The sequence below is a fragment of the Streptomyces sp. NPDC048606 genome, assembly GCF_040650855.1.
GTDB lineage: Bacteria > Actinomycetota > Actinomycetes > Streptomycetales > Streptomycetaceae > Streptomyces.
In genome coordinates, this window is the sequence record NZ_JBEZIB010000005.1 from 243,779 (window position 1) to 257,519 (window position 13,741).

At 73.0% G+C, this 13,741-nt stretch carries 14 protein-coding genes; 8 read left to right on the plus strand and 6 right to left on the minus strand.

What is annotated here, in order from left to right; genetic code table 11:
• Positions 1–52 precede the first annotated feature (52 nt).
• The 4 genes from AB0D01_RS08205 to AB0D01_RS08220 form a co-directional block, all read right to left on the minus strand.
• Entirely contained in the window at positions 53–1,114 is a 1,062-nt protein-coding gene (locus AB0D01_RS08205; RefSeq protein WP_363054241.1) for a low specificity L-threonine aldolase, read from the minus strand.
• Positions 1,111–1,872 carry an SDR family oxidoreductase gene (locus AB0D01_RS08210; protein ID WP_363054242.1) on the minus strand — a complete coding sequence of 254 codons (762 nt, stop codon included), beginning with the start codon at positions 1,870–1,872 and terminating at the stop codon, positions 1,111–1,113. Before AB0D01_RS08210 ends, AB0D01_RS08205 begins: the two co-directional genes overlap by 4 nt.
• 26 nt (positions 1,873–1,898) lie before the next feature.
• Positions 1,899–3,305: a DUF6421 family protein gene (locus tag AB0D01_RS08215; protein WP_363054243.1), complete on the minus strand. Its 1,407-nt coding sequence runs from the start codon at positions 3,303–3,305 to the stop codon at positions 1,899–1,901.
• A 164-nt stretch (positions 3,306–3,469) separates the two neighbouring features.
• A complete protein-coding gene (locus AB0D01_RS08220; protein WP_363054244.1) occupies positions 3,470–4,618 on the minus strand; it encodes an LLM class flavin-dependent oxidoreductase in 1,149 nt (382 codons plus the stop codon).
• Between the two features lie 49 nt (positions 4,619–4,667).
• On the opposite strand from AB0D01_RS08220, the gene AB0D01_RS08225 reads away from it, so the two are divergent.
• Both AB0D01_RS08225 and AB0D01_RS08230 read left to right on the plus strand, forming a co-directional pair.
• Complete coding sequence (locus tag AB0D01_RS08225) at positions 4,668–5,351, plus strand: PadR family transcriptional regulator (RefSeq protein ID WP_363054245.1); 684 nt, start codon at positions 4,668–4,670, stop codon at positions 5,349–5,351.
• Positions 5,352–5,539: 188 nt separating this feature from the next.
• The gene (locus AB0D01_RS08230) at positions 5,540–6,223 is read left to right on the plus strand and encodes a glycerophosphodiester phosphodiesterase family protein (RefSeq protein WP_363054246.1); all 684 of its coding nucleotides are present in this window, start codon (positions 5,540–5,542) and stop codon (positions 6,221–6,223) included.
• Positions 6,224–6,280: 57 nt separating this feature from the next.
• On the opposite strand, the gene AB0D01_RS08235 is transcribed toward AB0D01_RS08230, so the two are convergent.
• Positions 6,281–6,820 (minus strand): GNAT family N-acetyltransferase, encoded by a 540-nt coding sequence (locus AB0D01_RS08235; protein ID WP_363054248.1) that lies wholly within the window; start codon positions 6,818–6,820, stop codon positions 6,281–6,283.
• A gap of 159 nt (positions 6,821–6,979) precedes the next feature.
• Between AB0D01_RS08235 and AB0D01_RS08240 the strand changes: the two genes are divergently transcribed.
• From AB0D01_RS08240 to AB0D01_RS08255, 4 genes are all read left to right on the plus strand, one after another.
• On the plus strand, positions 6,980–7,576 hold the full coding sequence (locus AB0D01_RS08240; protein WP_363054250.1) for a DUF5134 domain-containing protein: 597 nt from the start codon (positions 6,980–6,982) through the stop codon (positions 7,574–7,576).
• Between the two features lie 91 nt (positions 7,577–7,667).
• On the plus strand, positions 7,668–8,603 hold the full coding sequence (locus tag AB0D01_RS08245) for a M56 family metallopeptidase (RefSeq protein ID WP_363054251.1): 936 nt from the start codon (positions 7,668–7,670) through the stop codon (positions 8,601–8,603).
• 117 nt (positions 8,604–8,720) lie between these two features.
• Positions 8,721–9,386, plus strand: a complete 666-nt coding sequence (locus tag AB0D01_RS08250) for a phosphatase PAP2 family protein (protein ID WP_363054252.1) — start codon at positions 8,721–8,723, stop codon at positions 9,384–9,386.
• A gap of 37 nt (positions 9,387–9,423) precedes the next feature.
• On the plus strand, positions 9,424–10,050 hold the full coding sequence (locus AB0D01_RS08255; RefSeq protein ID WP_363054253.1) for a helix-turn-helix domain-containing protein: 627 nt from the start codon (positions 9,424–9,426) through the stop codon (positions 10,048–10,050).
• A 48-nt stretch (positions 10,051–10,098) separates the two neighbouring features.
• On the opposite strand, the gene AB0D01_RS08260 is transcribed toward AB0D01_RS08255, so the two are convergent.
• Complete coding sequence (locus tag AB0D01_RS08260; RefSeq protein WP_363054254.1) at positions 10,099–11,586, minus strand: hypothetical protein; 1,488 nt, start codon at positions 11,584–11,586, stop codon at positions 10,099–10,101.
• Between the two features lie 76 nt (positions 11,587–11,662).
• On the opposite strand from AB0D01_RS08260, the gene AB0D01_RS08265 reads away from it, so the two are divergent.
• Together AB0D01_RS08265 and AB0D01_RS08270 are read left to right on the plus strand one after the other, a co-directional pair.
• Positions 11,663–12,319: a DUF305 domain-containing protein gene (locus tag AB0D01_RS08265; RefSeq protein ID WP_363054255.1), complete on the plus strand. Its 657-nt coding sequence runs from the start codon at positions 11,663–11,665 to the stop codon at positions 12,317–12,319.
• Positions 12,320–12,371: 52 nt separating this feature from the next.
• Positions 12,372–13,739, plus strand: a complete 1,368-nt coding sequence (locus AB0D01_RS08270) for an FAD-dependent oxidoreductase (RefSeq protein ID WP_363054256.1) — start codon at positions 12,372–12,374, stop codon at positions 13,737–13,739.
• Positions 13,740–13,741: the final 2 nt, after the last annotated feature.

Consider the following 13,741-nt stretch of genomic DNA (forward strand, 5'->3'; position numbering starts at 1 on the left):
TAGATTTACACTCGGCGGCATACTTATTCAGTCTGGGTGGCGGATCCGACGCCTAGCGCGCCAGCTCCTCCTTCAGCGCCTGGAGGAAGCCGTCGACGTCCTCCTCCTGGGTGTCGTAACCGCACATCCAGCGGACGTGGCCCTCGGCCTCGTCCCAGAAGTAGAAGCGGTAGCGCTGCTGGAGCCTGCGCGACACCTCGTGCGGCAGCTTGGCGAACACCGCGTTGGCCTGCACCGGGTAGAGGATCTCCACCCCGTCGGTCTCGCGCACCCCGGCCGCCAGCCGCTGCGCCATCGCGTTGGCCTGGCGGGCGTTGCGCAGCCACAGGTCCTTCGCGAGCAGGGCCTCCAACTGCACCGACACGAAGCGCATCTTCGACGCGAGCTGCATCGACATCTTGCGGACGTGCTTCATCTGCCGGACGGCGTCCGGGTTGACGACGACGACGGCCTCGCCGAACATCATGCCGTTCTTGGTGCCGCCGTAGGACAGCACGTCCACGCCGACCGTGTTGGTGAAGGTCCGCATCGGCACGTCGAGGGAGGCGGCGGCGTTGGCGATCCGCGCACCGTCCAGGTGCACCTTCATGCCCAGGCCGTGGGCGTGCTCGCAGATGGCCCGGATCTCGTCCGGCGTGTAGACCGTGCCGAGTTCCGTGTTCTGGGTGATCGAGACGACCTGCGGCATCGCGCGGTGCTCGTCCTCGAAGCCCCAGGCCTCCTGGTCGATCAGCTCGGGGGTGAGCTTGCCGTCCGGGGTGGGCACCGCGAGCAGCTTCAGCCCCGCCATCCGCTCCGGCGCGCCGCCCTCGTCCACGTTGATGTGGGCGGTCTTGGCGCAGATCACGGCGCCCCAGCGGTCCGTCATCGCCTGGAGGGCGGTGACGTTCGCGCCGGTGCCGTTGAAGACCGGGAAGGCCTCGGCGTAGGGGCCGAAGTGGCTGCGGACGACCTTCTGGAGGTGCTCGGTGTACTCGTCCTCGCCGTAGGCGACCTGGTGGCCGTCGTTGGCGAGCGCGATGGCCTCCAGGATCTCCGGATGCACCCCCGCGTAGTTGTCGCTCGCGAAACCCCGCACCGCCGGGTCGTGGTGGCGGCGGGCATCGGTCCTCACGGTTGCGGAGTGAGCCACAGACGCTGTCCGTTCACATCGGAGGCGGGCCGCTCCCACACGCCGGCGATGGCCTCGGCCAGCTCCTCGACGTCGGTGAAGCCCGCGAACTTCGCATTGGGTCGCTCGGCGCGCATCGCGTCGTGCACCAGTGCCTTGATGACCAGGATCGCGGCCGCCGCCCGCGGACCGTCCTCGCCCCCCGCCTTGCGGAAGGAGTCCGCCATCGCGAGCGTCCAGGCCTCGGCCGCCGCCTTGCCGGCGTTGTACGCGGCGTTGTTGGCGACCGGCTTGTGCGCGCCGGACTGGCTGATGAGGACGTACCGGCCGCGGTCGCTGCGCAGCAGTCCGTCGTGGAAGGCGAGCGAGGTGTGCTGGACGGTGCGGATCAGGAGCTTCTCCAGGAAGTCCCAGTCCGCGAGGTCCACGTCGGTGAAGGTCTTGCTGCCGCGCCAGCCACCCACGAGGTGGACGAGGCCGTCGACGCGGCCGAACTCCTTCTCGGTGCGCTCGGCCCAGGCCTTGGTGGCCTCCAGGTCGAGCAGGTCGACGGTGTCCCCGGTGACGGTGGCGCCGCCGTGGGCGTAGCGGGCGGCGTCGACGGCTTCGGCGAGGCGCGAGGCGTCGGCGTCGGAGGCCACCACCGTGGCACCGGCCTCGGCGAGGCGCATCAGCGTGGCACGACCGGCGGGACCGCCGGCCCCGGCCACCGCGACCACCGCTCCGTGGAGCCTTCCGTTGCCGTTCCCGGAGCCGTTCATCGGTGCAGCCTCCTGTGGGCGAGTGCTCACGCGGCGGCCCGCTCGGCCGTCTCGGCGTTCTGGGCGGTGATGCCCTTGGTCGAGGCGATCACGCCCTTGAGCTTCTTGGCGAGGGCCTCATAGAACATGCTGAGCGGAAACTCGTCGGGAAGCACGTCGTCCACCAGCTTGCGCGGCGGCTGCGACAGGTCGAGCGCGTCGGCGCCCTTGGCCCACTTGGAGCCCGGGTGCGGGGCGAGGTAGGTGGAGACCAGCTCGTAGGCCTTGAACCAGTGGACGAGCTTCGGGCGGTCGATGCCCGCGCGGTAGAGGTCCTCGATCTCGGCGCAGAGCTGGTTGGTGACCTGCGGGGCGCGCATCCAGTCGATCTTCAGCTTGTTGTCCGTCCAGCGCACCACGTCGTGCTTGTGGAGGTACGCGAAGAGGAGCTGGCCGCCGAGGCCGTCGTAGTTGCGGTTGCGGTCGCCGGAGACCGGGAAGCGGAACATCCGGTCGAAGAGGACGGCGTACTGGACGTCGCGGCCGTGCTCGTTGCCCTCGGACTCCAGCTTCACGGCCTCCTTGAAGGCGGTGAGGTCACAGCGCAGCTCCTCCAGGCCGTACATCCAGAACGGCTGGCGCTGCTTGATCATGAAGGGGTCGAACGGCAGGTCGCCGTGGCTGTGGGTGCGGTCGTGGACCATGTCCCACAGGACGAAGGCCTTCTCGCAGCGCTCCTGGTCCTCGACCATCTTCGCGATGTCCTCGGGCAGCTCGATGCCCAGGATGTCGACGGCGGCCTCGGTCACCTTGCGGTAACGCGCGGCCTCGCGGTCGCAGAAGATGCCGCCCCAGGTGAAGCGCTCGGGGGCCTCGCGCACGGCGATGGTCTCCGGGAAGAGCACCGCGGAGTGGGTGTCGTAGCCCGGGGTGAAGTCCTCGAAGGTGATGCCGAGGAAGAGCGGGTTGTCGTAGCGCGTGCGCTCCAGCTCGGCGAGCCACTCGGGCCACACCATCTTCAGCACGACGGCCTCGAGGTTGCGGTCGAGGTTGCCGTTCTGGGTGTACATCGGGAAGACGACGAGGTGCTGGAGGCCGTCGGCGCGCTCGGCGGCCGGGTGGAAGGCCAGCAGGGAGTCGAGGAAGTCCGGCACGCGGAAGCCGTCGGCGACCCACTTGCGCAGGTCGGAGACGAGCGCGCGGTGGTAGGCGGCGCCGTGCGGCAGCAGCGGCGACAGCGCCTCGACGCCGGCGACGACGCGCTCCACCGCGGCCTCGACGACGGACGGGGCGGGGGCGCCCTCCGCCTCGAAGTCGATGGAGCCGTCGGTGGCCTGCCAGGGGCGGATCTCCTCCACGGCGGCCTTGAGCTCGGGCCACGCCGGGTGGTCGACCACCCGCGCACCAGCAGCCGTCAGAGCAGCGCCAGTACCCGGCACAAGAGTTTCCGTCATGTCACTTCCTCCACAGGAGAACCTCACGTCAAGACAGCGTATGCATGCGAGGCTCTCCTGCTCAAGAGGGAACTCGGGAAAATATCCTGCGGCACCCCCATCTTTACCGAAAGTCTTCCCGTCACTCAGGGTGGAAGCCGTGACTCCGCCCCGTATACCCCCCCTCAGTCCCTCGGGCCCGCGACCGGCCCGCCCGAGCCCCTGAAGTGCGGAATCACCTTCTCCCCCCACTGCCGAAGCGTCTCCAGCGCCGCCTCCTGCGGGACGGTGCCCATCTGGATCAGGCACATCACCTCGTCCGCGCCCGCCTCCCGCAGCCGCTCCACGTACGCCACGGCCTCCTCCGCCCCGCCGTACGCGTGGTCGGCGTTGAAGGTGGCCGTGGAGGTCGGCCGTACGGGGATGTCCTGCTCGTGCAGCCGGGCCACCACCTGCTCCGCCGCCCGGCGCATCTCCGCCGCCTCGTCGGCGCCGGCCACCACCGCCTCGTCCGGCACCCCCGCACCGCCGTACCAGTGCCCGATGGACTGGGCGAAGAAGCGCTGGCCCCGCACCCCGATGCGGCGCGCCTCCTCGGCGTCGTCGAGCACGATGGTGGGGCAGAGCACCGCGAAGTGGTCGTTGACCACGGTGGAGACGAAGCGCGAGCCGTCGCGGGCCGCGCGGGCGGCGTCGTAGACGGACCGCATCGCGGCGATCGACTCCGGTCCCGCGAAGCCCATCACCAACGCACCGATCCCCAGCTCGGCGGCCTGCTCCAGGGTCTCCCCGCGACTGCACGCGAGGAAGAGGGGCGGATGCGGCCACTGCGCGGGGCGCGGCAGGATCGGGTGGGGTTCGATGTCCAGCAACGGTCCGTGGTACTCCAGCTCCTCCTCCCGCCAGGCCCGGCCGATGACGCGGAGCGCCTCCTCCACCTCGGCCGTCGTACGCGCCGGATCCACCCCGCACAGGGAGGTCTCCTGCGCCGTGCCGCCGCGTCCGGCCCCGAGGTCGAGGCGCCCGTCGGAGAGCAGGTCGAGCATCGCGGCGCGCTCGGCGACGCGGACCGGATGGTTGAAGTTGAAGGGCATGCACACGACGCCGTGCCCAATGCGTATGGTGTGCGTCCGGGCCGCGACCCAGGTGAGGAAGATCTCCGGGGCGCTCATGTGCGCGTACCACTTCAGCGAGTGGTGCTCGACGGCCCAGATCCGGTCGAATCCCATGCGTTCGGCGAGCACCGCCTGCTCGACGCAGTCGCGGATGACCTGGTGTTCGCGTTCCACGGTCGGGTCGGCCAGCTGAGCTTCGAAGATGACGGAGAACTTCACGATGCCTCCAGGGATGCGTTCCGTGCCCGGTCTTACTTCTATTAGGAATATGACTAGTAGTCAGCCCTCGAAGAAGCAAGACCTTCCACCGACCGCATGGGCGGTTCTCGGCCTGTTGTCGTTCCCGGGCGAGCGCACCGGGTACGAGCTGAAGAAGTGGGCCGACTCCTCCCTGCGCTTCTTCTACTGGTCACCCGCGATCAGCCAGATCTACGCCGAACTGCGCCGCCTGGAGGAGCGCGGCTACGCGGCCTCCACCCGCTCGGGCCCCGAGGAGACGCGCACCAAGCGCCGCTACGGCATCACCGAGGCGGGCCGCGCGGCCCTCGCCGACTGGGCCCGCGACACCGCCGAGGCCGGCCCGCCGGTGCTCAAGCACGGCCTCCTGCTGCGGATCTGGCTGGGCCACCTGGCCGAACCCGAACGGCTGCGGACGATGGTCACCGACCACATGGAGCGGACCCGGGGCGAACTGGCCGCCGTGCGCGAGGCCATGGCGCACGCGGCGGGCGTGCCGGAGTGGAGCTTCCCGACGCTGGCCCTGCGCTGGAGCGAGCGGCAGCACCTGGCGGAGCTGGAGCTCGCCGAGGCCCTCCTCGCGGACCTCGCCGAGCTCGTGACGGCCGGGTTCCCGGACATCCCGAGCCCCTCCGACACCTCCGGCCCCTCGGGTGCCGGCGGCTCCGCGGGCGTGCCGCGTCAAGCCACGGGGGACGCGCCCACGCCCGGGTGACGCGCCGGCGCGGCCGCGGCCCGCCGGGCGTCGTACGACCCTGGCGGGAAGCGGCCGGACGGCTTCCGCGAGCCCCCGCACGGCCGGTCCCCCCGCGGGCGCGGCGCACTAGCATGCGTCCTCACCGCGCGCGGCCGGTCGGGACACCGCGACCGCGCGGAGCCGCCGTCGACGGAAGCGAGAGAACCTTGACTTTCCTCACCATCGGTCACCGCGGGGTCATGGGTGTCGAGCCTGAGAACACCCTGCGGTCGTTCGTCCACGCGGAACGCTGCGGGATGGACGTCATCGCGCTGGACGTCCGACTCAGCAAGGACGGCGCCCTCGTCGTCCTGCACGACGCCGAAGTGGACCGCACCACCGACGGCGCGGGTGCCGTCGCCGACCTGACCCTGGCCGAGCTGCGGGCGCTGGACGCCGGCGCGGGCGAGCGCGTACCGGTCCTGGAGGAGGTGGTGGACGCGGTCCGCACCCCGCTCCACGTGGCGGCCCAGGACCCGGCCGCCGCCGGGGCCCTCGCCGCCTCGATCGGCCGCCTCGACCTGACCTCCCGCGTGGAGGTGGCCTCCCGGGACGCCGCCGTGCTCGCCCTCGTGGCCGAGCGGGCACCGGGCGTACGGACCACACTGCGGGTTCCCGGGCACGGCGAGGACGTCGTGGAGCGGGGGCTGGCCGCCGGCGCCCGGACCCTGGCCCTGGACCTGCGCCGGATCACGCTGGAGACGGTGGAGTCGGCGCACGCGGCGGGGCTGCGCGTGACGGGGTGGACGGTCGACTCCCTGGACCAGTTGCGCCTGGCGCGGGCGCTCCAGCTCGACGGCGCCGCCACGGGCCTCCCGGAGATCCGCAGCACGGGCCGCTTCACGGCCTGAGCGGCCTGAGCAACCGGAGCGGCGCGCGCGAGACGGCGGGCCCGGGCGGGATCGCCGTCAGAGTTCCTTGACGAGCGTCTCGAAGGCGAGGTCGTCGCGCAGCGGCACCCCGAAGCGCTCGTCGCCGTAGGGGAAGGGGCTCAGTTCGCCGGTGCGCCGGTAGCCGCGGCGCACGTAGTAGGCGATGAGCTCCTCCCGTACGTTCACCACCGTCATCCGCATCTCCTTCGCGTCCCAGGTCTCGCGGGCGCGGCGCTCGGCCTCGGCGAGGATCTCCTTGCCGAGACCGGCGCCCTGGAGGCCGGGGCGCACCGCGAACATGCCGAAGTACACGTGGTCGCCCCGGTGCGCGGTGTGGCAGCAGGCGACGAGCTCGCCGGCGCGCTCGACGACGAGCAGCAGGCTGTCCGCGTCCCGGACGATCTCGCCGACGCCCTGCGCGTCGGTGCGCTGGCCGTCCAGGAGGTCGGCCTCGGTGGTCCAGCCGGCGCGGCTGGCGTCCCCCCGGTAGGCGGACTCCACGAGCGCCACCAACGCCGGTACGTCGGCCTCCACTGCGCTGCGGTAACTGAGGGCGGCGGGCTGCGCGGTCGACATCGGGTGGACTCCGTTCGGTGCGGCGGCACGTGATCATGCCGCGTCTGGCACCCCGAGCCTAACGGGGATCGCGGTCGGGTCGGCGTGAAGGGGAGCGCAGGGGGAATCCCTTCCGGTGAAGCCGACGAACCGGGAGGTTCCGCCGTGCACGGTCCCGCGATGCCCCTCTCCCTCCTCTCCCCCCTCGCCGTCAGCGCCTGGCTGGTGGTGGTGCTGTGCGCCGTGAGCGGTACGTACTGTCTGCTGCGGGCGCGCAGAGCGGACGGGGCCTCGCGCGGCGCGGCCGCGGGCGAGGCGGTGATGGGCCTGGCGATGGCCGTGATGGCCGTCCCGTCCGGGACCGGGCCGTGGGGCGCGCGGGTGCTCGCGGTGGTGTGCTGCGGTGCGGTGGCGCACGCGCTGTGGCTGCTGCGCGGGGACCCGCGCCACGCGCACCACGCGCACCATCTCGTCGGCTCGCTGGCGATGGCGTACATGGCGGCCATGGCGCTGTCCGCGGGCGCGGGGCACGGGCACGGCCGGGCGGGGCTGCCCGCGGTGACGGGCGCGCTGCTCGTCTACTACGCGGCCTACGTCCTGCTCGGCGGGGCCCGGCTCGTGACCGTCGGGGGCGTCGTCCCGAGGACGGCGGCGCCGGCCGGTGCCGGGACGGGCGGCGGCGCCGTCGGAAGTGCCGTCGCGGGGGCCGGGGAGCTGACGCGGGCCTGCCGACTGGCCATGGGCACAGGGATGTTGGTGATGCTGCTCGGCATGTGAGGGGCGGCGAAACGCCCCTCCGACGTGTCCTGCGTCACCAAAACCCCGTGGGCGTACCCGTGGGCGGCGCCGCGCTCATAGGCTGGCGGACATGATGGTCCCCGCCGTTCTCCTGCTGCTCGGCGCACTGACCGCGGTGCTCGCCCCCCGTCTGCTGTCCCGGGCCGAGTGGCCCGAGCGCGAACCGGTCGTCGCGCTGTGGGTGTGGCAGTGCGTGGTGGGTGCGACGCTGCTGTGCCTGGCGCTGTCCATGCTGCTGAGCGCGGCCGCCGCCTGGCAGGCCGTACGGGGACGACTGTTCGCGGTGGCCCCGCACGGGGTGGTCGACGCCTACGCGCTCGGCGCGGCCGGCGGCCCCTGGGCGACGGCCACGGCCCTGGCGCTGGCCGGCGGGGGCCTGTGGACCGCCGCCATGCTGACGCGGGAGGTGCTGCGGGCCCGGGCCCGGCGCCGCGCCCGGGGCGCCGAACTGCGCCTGCGCGCGCCGCTGTTGCCGGGCGAGGACCCGGGGCAGGCCCGGCTGGTGGTGCTGGAGGGACCGCGTCCGGAGGCCTGGTGGCAGCCGGGGTCCGCGCCGCGCCTGGTGGTGACCACGGCGGCCCTGGGCCGGCTCAAGGGGAGCCAGCTCGACGCCGTGCTGGCGCACGAGCAGGGGCACGTGGCGGCCCGACACGACTGGCTGCTGCACTGTTCGCGGGCGCTGTCGCGGGGGTTCCCGCAGGTCCCGGTGTTCGCGGCGTTCGAGGCCGAGATGCACCGGCTGGTGGAGCTGGCCGCCGACGACGTCGCCTCGCGGCGCTACGGGCGCCTCACGATCGCCCTGGCGTTGGTCGGGCTGAACGAGGACCGGGGCGTCTTCGACCCCTGCCACCCGCAGGCCCACGTGCCGCAGCGGGTGCGGCGGCTGCTGTCCGCGGCCCCCCGGCTGTCGGCCGGCCGCCGGCTGCGGCTGACCGCGCTGGCCACCCTGGTCCCGGCCGTACCGCTGCTGGTGGCCTTCGTACCCGGGCTCAGCGCCCTGCGGTAGCCGCCGGGCGCCGAGCCCGACCGACCGATCCGGAATGCGCCGCCCGGCGGAGGCGAGGGCTCCCGCGCGCCGTGCCCCCGGGCGTGTCGCGGGCCGGGGGCTGCGAAGATCGAGTGCATGCGGAGCACAGTTGCGTCCAGGACCGGGGTGGGCTGCGCCCTGCTCGCCGTCGCGTTGACCGTCCTCGTCGCGGTCCGGTGGCCGCCGTTGATCGGCGTCGACGAGGGGATCGCGGGGCGCCTGCACGCGCACGCCGTCACCCACCCGGACGTCACCCGGGCCATGCGGTTGCTCAGTGACTGGGTGTGGGACCCCTGGACCATGCGGGCCCTGGCGACGGCGGCCGTCGTGTGGCTGTGGTGGCGCGGGGACCGGGTGCGCGCGCTGTGCGTGGCGGCGGCGACGCTGGTGGCCTCGGCGGTGCAGCAGGGGCTGAAGGCCGCGGTCGGACGGGATCGCCCGCAGTGGCCGGATCCGGTGGATTCGGCGCAGTACGCCGCCTACCCGTCGGGGCACGCGATGACGGCGACGGTGGTGTGCGGGCTGCTGCTGTGGCTGGTGCCCGCAGGGACGTCGAGGCTCGCCGTGGGCGCGGCGTGGGCGGTGGCGTCCGTGTCGGTGCTCGGGGTCGGTTTCACCCGGCTGTACCTCGGCGTGCACTGGCTTTCGGACGTGCTGGCCGGCTGGCTGCTGGGCGTGGCCCTGGTGGTGGCGACGGTGTTCAGATGTGCCTGCCTGGGGCGATCCCCCGCGTCGCCCCAGGCAGACGACTCCGTGCGCTGAGTATATTGGCTCCGAGCCAGTCAACGCAGGAGTAAGCATGGTCCCGCGCAGCGCATCGGTCAATGAAGAATTGCGCAGACGTTCCCGGGAGCGACTGCTGGAGGCCACGGTCGAACTGGTCGACGAACGCGGCTACGAGGCGACCAAGCTCGGCGACATCGCCGATCGGGCGGGCGCGGCACGCGGCCTGGTGTCCTACTACTTCCCCGGCAAGCGGCAGCTCCTCCAGTCGGCCGTGCACCGTCTGATGCACCTGACGCTGGAGGCGGCCCTGGAGGCCGAGCCGCGCACCGAGGACGGGCGCGAGCGCCTCGCGCGGGCGATCGACGCGATCCTGGGGCTGGCCCGGGACCGTCCCCGGCTGATGCGCACGCACATGGCGGGGATCCTCCAGGCGGACGGCTTCATCCGGTGCCCGGAGCAGCAGCGGCTCGCCCACCTGCTGCGGGACACCGTGGAGCGGTACGGCTCGACGGACGTGGACACGGACTACCCGCTGCTGCGGGCCCTGTTGATGGGGGCGGTGGTGGCGGTGCTGCTGCCGGGGGCGCCGATGCCGGCGTCCCGGCTGCGGGCGGAGCTGTTCCAGCGCTACGGATTGGACTGGGACCTCGGCGTCCCGCCCGGCGGGGAGCCGCCGGGCGGGAGCGTCGTCGCGGGCTGAGCGTCACGGCTCGGGCGCCGGCGCCGGTCTGGCGCCGACGCTCGGGCGTCAGCGGTAGTCGGGCTGGGTCTGGACGTTGAGGCGGTCCATCCAGACCCACTTGGCGCTCTCGGTGCGCCAGTCGCGGAGCTTCAGCACGTCGAGCCCCTTGACGATGTCGTTCGAATAGATGTGCCCGTTGTAGTAGTACGCCGACCAGGAGCCGCCGAGGCCGAGCGCGTCGGTGGTCAGCGGGCCGCGCTCGAAGTAGGCGATCTCCTTGGGGCGGCTGGAGTCGGTGAACTCCCAGACCGAGACGCCGCCCTGGTACCAGGCCTGCACCATGATGTCCCGGCCGCCGCCGACGGGGATCAGCGAGCCGTTGTGGGCGACGCAGTTCTCGGTCGCGGCCTGGTGGCGCGGGATCTTGAAGTAGCTCTTGAAGACGAGCTCGCGGGCGTCGCCGCGGCCGGTGATCTCGTAGATGCCGTCGGCCCCCCGGTCGGGGCCGGTGGCCGCGTCGCAGGTGGCGCCGGTGCCGCCGCCCAGCTCGTCGGTGAAGACCACCTTGTTCGCGCGTTCGTTGAAGGTGGCGGAGTGCCAGAAGGCGAAGTTGACGTTGTCCTGGACCCGGTCGATGACCCGCGGCTGTTCGGGCCGGCTGATGTCGAAGAGGATGCCGTCGCCCATGCAGGCGCCGGCGGCGAGGTTCTTCGAGGGCAGGACGGTGATGTCGTGGCAGCCGGTGGTCTTCGAGACGCCGGGGTTGGCGGGGGCGCCGGGGTTGCCGCCGTCGGGGAAGAGCACCGGGAAGCCGACGACGGCGGCCCGGGTCGGGTCCTTCTTCGGGACCTTGACGACGGAGATGCCGTCGTGGGGCGGCTTGCAGTCCGGGTAGGCCTCGTTCGGCGCGTACGAGGCGACGTAGACGTACACGTCCTTGGCGCCCGGTACCAGGGTGTGGGTGTGGGAGCCGCAGGCCGTCTCGACGGACTTCACGTACTTGGGGTTCCGCTTGTCCTTGATGTCGAAGATCTTGATGCCCTCCCACGAGGACTTCTCCGTGGCGGGCTGCGAGACGCTGTTGCAGGAGTCGTCGCTGCGCGAGGAGTCGGTGGAGAGGAACAGCAGGTCGCCCAGGACGGAGACGTCGTTCTGGCCGCCGGGGCACAGGACCCGGCTGACGACCTTGGGGGCCTTGGGGTTGGCGATGTCGTAGATCGTGAAGCCGTCGTAGTTGCCCGCGTAGGCGTACCGGCCCTGGAAGGCCAGGTCGGTGTTGATGCCGTCCGGGTTGGCGCTGGGGACGTTGGCCAGCAGTTCGATGTTGCGGCTGTGGACGATCTCGTCCTTGCCGGGGATCTCGCCGGGCGCGAGGTCGCGGCCCGCGGCGGGGGCGGCGTCCTGCCGGGATCCGGCGCCCGGGGACAGGTCGCCGGGGTCGGGGGTGGCCGACGCCGGTCCGGCGCCGACCAGCAGGGTCGTGAGGAGTCCGGCGGCCGCCAGGGCCACCCCCAGACTCCGGCGGCGCACTCTGACGGTGTGCAACGAGGTCACTGTGCCTCCCGTGGGGGCCCGCGCGTTTCGTTCCTCGTGGGAACGGAACCTGGACCCCGGCAGTATCTTCCTTTCCATGGACATGGCACATGCGTTACTCGGCCGATTCCTGGGGGCGGCCCTGGCCGCCGGACTCCTCCTGACCCTCACCGGCTGCCGGGACGACGGCGCCGGCGCACGGGGCGCGCGCGAGGGCGGGGCCGTGGTGGTCGCGCCCGGTCGACCCGGCGAGCCGGCGCGCACCCTCTCGCCCGAACAGGCCGCCCGGGAGCGGCCCGACGACAGTCCCAACGCCGCCGACCTGACCTACGTCCGCCACATGATCGAACACCACCGCCAGGCCCTGACGATGAGCGCGCTCGCGCCCGAGCGGGCCTCCGCGGAGGCCGTGCGCCGGCTCGCCGAACGGATCACGACCGCGCAGCGGCCCGAGATCGAGGCCATGAGCCGGTGGCTCGACCGCCACCCCGGACCCACCCCCGACCCGGGCGCCCACGACCACTCCACGATGCCCAGCATGGCGACGCCCGCGCAGCTGGAGGAGCTGACGGGCGCCCGCGGGGCGGACTTCGACCGGCTGTTCCTGCGGCTGATGACCACCCATCACGAGGGCGCGCTGAAGATGGCGGGCGAGGCGCTCGCGGCCGGCAACAACGTGGCCGTCGAGGAGATGGCCACCGAGCTGGTGGCCACGCAGACAGCCGAGATCCACCGGATGCGCGCGATGGGCTGACGGGCGCGGTGGCCGGTGCCATGCTGGGAACACCTGCGGGAGGAGCTCCGCCGTGCTTCGTGTGGCCGTCGTCGGTTCGGGCCCCAGCGGGGTCTACGCCGCCCAGAGCCTGGTCCTCCAGCGGGAGGTGCCGGGCGTGCGGGTCGATGTGCTGGACCGGCTCCCGGCCCCGTACGGACTGGTGCGCTACGGGGTGGCACCCGACCACGAGAAGATCAAATCGCTGACCGGAAATCTACGGTCGGTCCTGGAGGACGAGCGGATCCGCTTCCTCGGCGACGTGGAAGTCGGCGGCGCGGCCCTGTCCACCGCCCGGCTGCTGGAGCTGTACGACGCGGTGGTCTACTGCGTGGGCGCGGCGCGCGACCGGACGCTGGACATCCCCGGCGAGGACCTGGCCGGCGTGCACTCGGCGACGGCGTTCGTGTCCTGGTACAGCGGACACCCGGACGCCGCCCCCTTCGACCTGACGGGCGTGCGCTCGGCGGTGGTGGTGGGCGCCGGGAACGTGGCGGTGGACGTGACCCGGATCCTGGCGCGCGGCGTCCCGGAGCTGGAGCCCACCGACATGCCGCAACCGGCGCTGGGCGTCCTGGCCGCGAGCGGGGTGCGCGAGGTGTCGATGGTGGCCCGGCGCGGCCCCTCGCAGGGACGTTTCACCACCAAGGAGCTGCGGGAACTGGGCACCCTGCCCGGGGTCGGCGTCACGGTGGACCGGTCCGAGGCCGCCCTCGATCCCGCGTACGCCGACCCGGACGCGGCGGCGGCGCTGCCCGCCGTCGCCCGGCGGAACCTGGAGGTGCTGCGGGGCTGGGCGCGGGCCGGGGCCGACGGGTCGGCGTCCGGGTCGGCGCGCCGGATCGCCCTGCGCTTCCACCTGCGGCCCGTCGAGGTGCTGGGCGGGCCGGACGGCCGGGTCCGCGCGGTGCGCTTCGAGCGGACGGCGCCGGACGGCCGGGGCGGGGTGGTCGGCACCGGCGTCCACGAGGACGTCGAGGCCCAGCTCGTCCTGCGCTCGGTGGGCTACCTGGGCGTTCCGCTGCCCGGCCTGCCCTTCGACGCCGCCCGGGGTACGGTCCCGCACGCGGCGGGCCGGGTCCTGCGCGCGGGCCGGGTGTCGGTGGGCGAGTACGTCGCGGGGTGGATCAAGCGGGGGCCGACCGGGGTGATCGGCACCAACCGCCCCTGCGCCAAGGAGACCGTCTCCTCGCTGCTCCAGGACGCGGGGGCGCTGGCCGCCCGTCACGGACCGGCCGGCGACCCGCTGGACGCCCTGCGGGCGGCGGGGCTGCGGCCGGTGGAATGGCCGGGCTGGCTGGCCATCGAGGCGGCCGAGGAGCGGCTGGGCCGCTCGTTGGGCCGCCGTTCCGTGAAGATCCCCGACTGGGCGGGGCTCAGGGGCGCGGCGGGACGCGGCTAGAC

What these genes read in the sequence shown, in the direction of transcription:
- AB0D01_RS08250 (WP_363054252.1), top strand. Translation starts at nt 8,721, where the DNA reads ATGCGGAGCACAGTTGCGTCCAGGACCGGGGTGGGCTGCGCCCTGCTC.
- AB0D01_RS08245 (WP_363054251.1), top strand. Translation starts at nt 7,668, where the DNA reads ATGATGGTCCCCGCCGTTCTCCTGCTGCTCGGCGCACTGACCGCGGTG.
- AB0D01_RS08235 (WP_363054248.1), bottom strand. Translation starts at nt 6,820, where the DNA reads ATGTCGACCGCGCAGCCCGCCGCCCTCAGTTACCGCAGCGCAGTGGAG.
- AB0D01_RS08210 (WP_363054242.1), bottom strand. Translation starts at nt 1,872, where the DNA reads ATGAACGGCTCCGGGAACGGCAACGGAAGGCTCCACGGAGCGGTGGTC.
- AB0D01_RS08215 (WP_363054243.1), bottom strand. Translation starts at nt 3,305, where the DNA reads ATGACGGAAACTCTTGTGCCGGGTACTGGCGCTGCTCTGACGGCTGCT.
- AB0D01_RS08225 (WP_363054245.1), top strand. Translation starts at nt 4,668, where the DNA reads ATGACTAGTAGTCAGCCCTCGAAGAAGCAAGACCTTCCACCGACCGCA.
- AB0D01_RS08265 (WP_363054255.1), top strand. Translation starts at nt 11,663, where the DNA reads ATGGACATGGCACATGCGTTACTCGGCCGATTCCTGGGGGCGGCCCTG.
- AB0D01_RS08240 (WP_363054250.1), top strand. Translation starts at nt 6,980, where the DNA reads ATGCCCCTCTCCCTCCTCTCCCCCCTCGCCGTCAGCGCCTGGCTGGTG.
- AB0D01_RS08255 (WP_363054253.1), top strand. Translation starts at nt 9,424, where the DNA reads ATGGTCCCGCGCAGCGCATCGGTCAATGAAGAATTGCGCAGACGTTCC.